Origin of the sequence: Saccharopolyspora sp. 6M (genome assembly GCF_020176775.1) — a bacterium.
Classification (GTDB): domain Bacteria; phylum Actinomycetota; class Actinomycetes; order Mycobacteriales; family Pseudonocardiaceae; genus Saccharopolyspora_C; species Saccharopolyspora_C gregorii.
Genome location: NZ_JAIUJZ010000293.1, coordinates 1 through 6,209 on the forward strand (window position 1 = coordinate 1; position 6,209 = coordinate 6,209).

Annotated in this window: 6 protein-coding genes and 1 other RNA gene; all 7 read left to right on the top strand. The window is 69.0% G+C overall.

The window, feature by feature from the left end; translation table 11 throughout:
* The first annotated feature begins 505 nt into the window (after window positions 1-505).
* The 7 genes from LCD31_RS27775 to ssrA all read left to right on the top strand — a co-directional run bounded on the left by LCD31_RS27775 (window position 506) and on the right by ssrA (window position 6,087).
* Window positions 506-1,003, top strand: coding sequence for a PadR family transcriptional regulator (locus tag LCD31_RS27775; RefSeq protein ID WP_224962991.1), 498 nt, complete (start codon window positions 506-508; stop codon window positions 1,001-1,003).
* A 122-nt stretch (window positions 1,004-1,125) separates the two neighbouring features.
* The gene (gene prfB / locus LCD31_RS27780; protein ID WP_224962993.1) at window positions 1,126-2,232 is read left to right on the top strand and encodes a peptide chain release factor 2; all 1,107 of its coding nucleotides are present in this window, start codon (window positions 1,126-1,128) and stop codon (window positions 2,230-2,232) included.
* Window positions 2,233-2,414: 182 nt separating this feature from the next.
* Window positions 2,415-3,104 (top strand): cell division ATP-binding protein FtsE, encoded by a 690-nt coding sequence (gene ftsE / locus LCD31_RS27785; RefSeq protein ID WP_224962995.1) that lies wholly within the window; start codon window positions 2,415-2,417, stop codon window positions 3,102-3,104.
* Between the two features lie 43 nt (window positions 3,105-3,147).
* Complete coding sequence (gene ftsX, locus LCD31_RS27790) at window positions 3,148-4,050, top strand: permease-like cell division protein FtsX (protein ID WP_224962997.1); 903 nt, start codon at window positions 3,148-3,150, stop codon at window positions 4,048-4,050.
* 190 nt (window positions 4,051-4,240) lie between these two features.
* Window positions 4,241-4,717, top strand: a complete 477-nt coding sequence (smpB, locus tag LCD31_RS27795) for an SsrA-binding protein SmpB (RefSeq protein WP_224963001.1) — start codon at window positions 4,241-4,243, stop codon at window positions 4,715-4,717.
* A 2-nt stretch (window positions 4,718-4,719) separates the two neighbouring features.
* The gene (locus LCD31_RS27800; RefSeq protein WP_374201690.1) at window positions 4,720-5,637 is read left to right on the top strand and encodes an amidohydrolase family protein; all 918 of its coding nucleotides are present in this window, start codon (window positions 4,720-4,722) and stop codon (window positions 5,635-5,637) included.
* A 79-nt stretch (window positions 5,638-5,716) separates the two neighbouring features.
* Window positions 5,717-6,087, top strand: a transfer-messenger RNA (tmRNA) gene (ssrA, locus tag LCD31_RS27805).
* Window positions 6,088-6,209 lie beyond the last annotated feature (122 nt).

Below are 6,209 nucleotides of genomic sequence, written 5' to 3' on the forward strand. Positions count from 1 at the left end.
TGGTGGGGGTGGGGGAGCGGAGAGGTGGTCGCTCGGTGGGGTGCCGGGGAGGGAGTGCGGGGGGACGGCAGACGGCGCAGTGGTCCTGGCGGGCGGGGGGATCCTTGCCGGGGCAAGCGGAAAAGCGTTGGCGGGGCTCGGTTCCGGGCAGCACGACCTCCGTCCGAACGCGACCGGCGAGCGTCGGCGCACTGCCGCAGCATGGACGTCACTCCCGGTAATCGGCGGCCCCGCCGCGGCAACGCACCGTTTCGTGCAGGTAGACCGCACGATCAGGTAGCGATCACCACCGCGCGCGACACCCGGTGCGGCCCGCCACGGCACCCGCGCCCACGGACGTTCCCCTCGATGGCAGAGCGATGTGCGCTGAAGCACGCCGGAACGGCGGCACCCGCTCACGCTGCGCCACAACGGATGGTCCACTCGGACCAGCCCATTGCAACCACAGTGGACAGAGAGGCCGACCATTGTGGACAGCCTGCGAGGGCCGTGGCACGGTGGATTCGTGACTGAGCTGAACTCGACATCCGCCGCACTGCTGGGGCTGCTGCACGACGGCCCGAAGACCGGGGGGCAGCTCGTCGCTGCCGCCACCGAACGATTCGGTGGATTCTTCAGCGTGACCCGCAGCCAGGTGTACCGGGAACTTCCCGCGCTCACCGAATCCGGGCTGCTGCGCCTCGGCAAGCAAGGACCGCGCTCCAGCCAGCAGTACGCGATCACCGCCGCCGGCAAGCGCGCCTTCAAGTCCTGGTTGAACACCGAACCCGGCCCGGACAACGTGCGCAGCCCGCTGATCCTGCGGCTCGTCCACGCCGGATCGCTCACGCCCAAGCAGCGCGCCGCCCTCGTCGAATCCGCCCGCGAGCAGTACACCGCCCGGCTCGACGAAGCGAAGAACGCCGCCAAGGCCGCCACCGACCCCTACGAGAAGGCCGCGGCCGACTTCACCGTCGCCCACAACCGGGCCATCGTGAAGCTGCTCGACAGCATTCCGGAATGAGCACTGGGGAATGATCCGGAACCCCGCCCGCGAGCGCCACCGCAGCCCTGGGCGGGGACACCGGTGCCGACCGGGGCCGTCCTCGTGGGAAGCCGCCCGCCGGTGAAGTACCCTCGAACACTGTGAATCCCGACGTCGCCGCAGATATCAAGGACCTGTCCACCACGCTCGAAGGCATCGAGAGCGTCATGGGCCTAGACGAGTTGCGGGCGAAGATCGCCGAACTCGAAACCGAAGCGGCCAAGCCGAACCTGTGGGACGACGTCGAGTACGCGCAGAAGATCAGCAGCCAGCTGGTGCACCGGCAGGCCGAACTGCGCAAGATCAGCGACTTGCGGCAGCGGGTCGAGGACGTCGAAGTCCTCTACGAGCTCAGCGAGGACGAAGGCGACCAGGCCGGGCTCGACGAGGCCGACGAGGAGCGCAAGCGGCTCAAGAAGGAGCTCGACGCCCTCGAAGTCCGCACCCTGCTCTCCGGCGAGTACGACGAGCGGGAAGCCGTCGTCACCGTCCGCGCCGAAGCGGGCGGCATCGACGCCGCCGACTTCGCCGAGATGCTCATGCGGATGTACGTGCGCTGGTCCGAACGCCACGAATACCCCGTCGAGGTCTACGACACCTCCTACGCGGAAGAAGCCGGCGTCAAGTCCGCCACCTTCCGCATCAACGCCCCCTACGCCTACGGCACGCTGTCCGTCGAGCAGGGCACCCACCGGCTGGTGCGGATCTCGCCGTTCGACAACCAGGGCCGCAGGCAGACCTCCTTCGCCGGCGTCGAAGTCCTCCCCGTCGTGGAGGAGACCGACCACGTGGAGATCCCGGAGAAGGACATCCGCGTCGACGTGTTCCGCTCCTCCGGTCCCGGCGGGCAGAGCGTCAACACCACCGACTCCGCCGTGCGCATCACGCACATCCCCACCGGCATCGTGGTGTCCTGCCAGAACGAGAAGTCGCAGCTGCAGAACAAGGCGGCCGCGCTGCGCGTGCTCCAGTCCAAGCTGCTCGCCCGCAAGCGGGAGGAGGAGCGCGCCGAGCTCAACGCGCTCAAGGACAGCGGCTCCAGCTGGGGCAACCAGATGCGCTCCTACGTGCTGCACCCGTACCAGATGGTCAAGGACCTGCGCACCGAGTTCGAGGTCGGCAACCCGGACGCCGTGCTCGACGGCCAGATCGACGGGTTCCTCGAAGCGGGCATCCGCTGGCGCCGCCAGCAGGACTCGGCGGCCTGAGGTCGCCGGGCGGACCGCGACGCGTGCCGCCCGCACGGGTGAGGGCGTTGCTCCGTCCGGAAGCTGCGGTGCGTGAGCTGATCACGAGCTGACCAGCGGAGATGGACCCGGTACCGGCGCTCCTGGTGACTGGTCCGGGTGAGCGCCGGTCCCCCGAAAGGTCGCAGGTAAACTCACGCCCCGTGATCCGGCTTGAGCACGTGTCCAAGGGATACAAGACCTCGACCCGTCCCGCGCTCGACGACGTCTCGGTGAGCGTCGGCAAGGGCGAATTCGTGTTCCTCATCGGCCCTTCCGGCTCGGGGAAGTCCACGTTCCTGCGGCTGCTGCTCCGCGAGGACGTGCCCACCCGAGGCCGGGTGTTCGTGGCCGACTGGAACGTCGCGAAGCTACCGCGACGACGGGTGCCGAGGCTGCGGCAGCGGATCGGCTGCGTGTTCCAGGACTTCCGGCTGCTCAACAACAAGACGGTCGCCGAGAACGTGGCGTTCGCGCTCGAAGTCATCGGGAAGCCCCGGCACACCATCCGCAAGGTGGTGCCGGAGGTGCTGCAGCTCGTCGGCCTCGACGGCAAGGCCGACCGGATGCCGCACGAGCTCTCCGGTGGTGAGCAGCAGCGCGTCGCCATCGCGCGCGCCTTCGTGAACCGGCCGCTGGTGCTGCTGTGCGACGAGCCCACGGGCAACCTCGACCCCGACACCAGCCAGGACATCATGCTGCTGCTGGAGCGGATCAACCGCACCGGCACCACGGTGGTCATGGCGACGCACGACCACTCGATCGTCGACTCGATGCGGCGCCGCGTCGTGGAGCTCAGCCTCGGCAGAGTGATCCGCGACGACGCCCGCGGCGTCTACGGCGTCGGTCGCTGAGCAGCCCCGCACCCCCGAACCCAGCCAGGAAGCACACACCAAGATGCGCGCGAGCTTCGTATTCAGCGAGGTCGTCAACGGCCTTCGGCGCAACGTCACGATGACCATCGCCATGATCCTCACCACGGCCATCTCGGTCGGCCTGCTCGGTGGGGGTCTGCTGGTCGTCCGGTTGATCGACCGGATGCAGGAGGTCTACCAGGACCGCGTCGAGGTCGTCGTGTTCATGACCGACGACGTCAGCGCCAACGACGCGGACTGCACGCAGCAGCCCTGCGCGAACCTCAAGTCCGAGCTGACCCGCTCCTCCGGCGTCGAATCCGTCAAGTTCGAGAACCGCGAGCAGGCGTTCGAGAACTTCAACAAGGTCTTCGAGACCATGCCGGAACTGCGCGACGTGGCCCGCGTCGAAGCGATGCCCGCCTCGCTGCGGATCAAGCTCACCGACCAGGAGCGGTTCGGGGCCATCCAGCAGAAGTTCGACGGCCAGCCCGGTGTGGACAGCGTCGTCGACCAGGCCGACTACCTGGACCGGTTGTTCGGCGTGCTCAACGGCGTGCGCAACGCGACCTTCTCGATCGCGCTGGTGCAGGCGATGGCGGCGCTGCTGCTGATCTCCAACACCATCCAGCTCTCCGCGTTCACCCGGCGCACCGAGACCGGCATCATGCGGCTCGTCGGCGCCACCCGCTGGTACACCCAGCTGCCGTTCCTCCTGGAAGCGATGGTGTCCGGCCTGATCGGCGCGCTGCTGGCGATCATCGGGCTGCTCATCTCGAAGGCGGCGTTCATTGACAGGGTCATGTCGCCGGTGTTCGGCACCGGCATCATCCCGGAGATCGGCTACGGCGACATCGCCGCCGTCTCGCCGATCATGCTGCTGGTCGCGGCCGCGATCTCGGCGACCACCGGGTACGTGACGCTGCGGCTGTACGTGCGGCTCTGACCCCGGAAACCACCGCGAGGAGCGGCCGTGCTCGTCGAGCGCGGCCGCTCCTCGCGTTCCAGACCGGGAAAACCCGGTTGACCACGAGGCTCGGCGGCTGCTTCGCTCTACGCCCGGCGCGGGCCGAGCACGACCGGCGCCGTGCCGCGGTCCCGCCGCGCACGAGACACGGGTAGCTAAGGTTGCAAGCATGGTGAAGGAACGCGGGCGCAAGCAGATCGCGCAGAACCGCAAGGCGCGGCACGACTGGTCGGTGCTGGACACCTACGAGACCGGGATCGTGCTCACCGGCACCGAGGTGAAGAGCCTGCGGCAGGGCAAGGCCTCCCTCGTCGACGCCTTCGCCACCGTCGACCAGGGCGAGGTGTGGCTGCGTAACGCGCACATCCCCGAGTACACCGAAGGCACCTGGACCAACCACGAACCGCGGCGCTCCCGGAAGCTGCTGCTGCACCGCGGCGAGATCCTCCGCCTGGTCGGGAAGATCAAGGAGAGCGGGCTGAGCCTCATCCCGCTGTCCATGTACTTCTCCGACGGCAAGGCCAAGGTCGAACTCGCCCTCGCCCGCGGCAAGAAGGCGCACGACAAGCGGCACGACATGGCCAAGCGGGACGCCGACCGCGAGATGCAGCGCCACATCGGCCGCATCCGCAAGGGCCGCCGGTGAGCATCCCGGCCGGGCCCGCCTCCGACGCGGAAGTGCGGCCCTGGCTGGACCGGCTCGGCCTGCCCGGGCTCGTCGACCTGCACACGCACTTCCTGCCGGAACGCGTGCTGCACAAGGTGTGGTCCTACTTCGACCAGGCCCGCACCCACTACGGCATGGACTGGCCCGTCACCTACCGGCACGACGAACCGACCCGGCTGCGGCTGCTCCGCGAACTCGGGGTGACCGCGTTCGCGCCGCTCGTCTACCCGCACAAGCCCGGCATGGCCGCCTGGCTCAACGAGTGGGCCCTCGACTTCGGGCACCGCACGCCGGGCGCCGTGCCCACCGCGACGCTCTACCCCGAACCCGGCATGGAACGCGCCATGCGCGACGCCCTCGCCGCCGGGGCGCGCTGCATCAAGGTCCACGTGCAGGTCGGGAAGTTCGACCCGCGGGACCCGCTGCTCGACGAGACCTGGGGAGTGCTCGCCGAAGCGGGCACGCCCGTCGTCATCCACTGCGGGCACGGGCCCATCCCCGGTGACCACACCGGGCTCGACGTGTTCGGCGAAGTGCTGCGCAGGCACCCGCTGCTCACCGCCGTCCTCGCGCACGCGGGCATGCCCGAGTACGACACCGCGCTCCGGCTCGTCCACGAGCACCCGCGGGTGCACCTGGACACCACCATGGTCGGCGTCGCCTTCACCGAGCGGTTCAGCCCGCTGCCCGCCGACTGGCCGGCCCGGCTCGTGCCCGTGCGGGACCGCGTCGTGCTCGGCACCGACTACCCCAACATCCCCTACCCGTACGCCGAGCAGCTCGCCGCCATCGCCGGGTGGGCCGCCGCCGACGAACGGCTCGGCACCCCGTTCCTGCGCAGCGTCCTGCACGACGCACCCGCCCGGCTGCTGAAGCTCCCACCTGCGGAAATCTCGTAGGCCGATATTGGAATGATCCGCGGGGGAGCGGACGTTATGCTGTACGGACCGCGCGGTCGAGAAGGAACGGCCGCAACGAGGGGGTGAACGGTTTCGACTCCGTACGGTGATCCAAGGGAAGCGTGCCGGTGCAGGCGGGAGACCACCGAGAGCGTCGCCGCAATCTAATAAGCGCCGACAAGAGTCAGCGCGAGTTCGCCCTCGCCGCCTGAGCGAGGAGCGACTCTGTCGGACCGGGAACGCCTCCGTCCCGGAATCCGGCATCGACTAGGAGGCTCTTACCGCCAGGTCCGGCCGCGGGACCTGGCGGGACATCGAACAGCGGCTGGGCTCGTCACCTCGGCTAGTTCGCGAGACCGAGGGAGCCAAGCAGAGGCATAGCGGACTGCGCACGGAGAAGTCTTGGTGAAGCGACGGAGGACCCGGGTTCGATTCCCGGCACCTCCACTTGGAGCCTGGTTGACGCTTTTGGCGTCTTCCCGGCTCCTTTTCATCTGTACGGGGGCCGAGCCCCCGTAGGCCCCCACGGTGCGGTGGTGGGGATCGTGGGGCTCCTTGCATCGGGTGGGGGT

Excerpts from the sequence above, each read along its gene's own strand:
- smpB (WP_224963001.1), top strand. The coding sequence starts at position 4,241 with ATGGTGAAGGAACGCGGGCGCAAGCAGATCGCGCAGAACCGCAAGGCG.
- ftsX (WP_224962997.1), top strand. The coding sequence starts at position 3,148 with ATGCGCGCGAGCTTCGTATTCAGCGAGGTCGTCAACGGCCTTCGGCGC.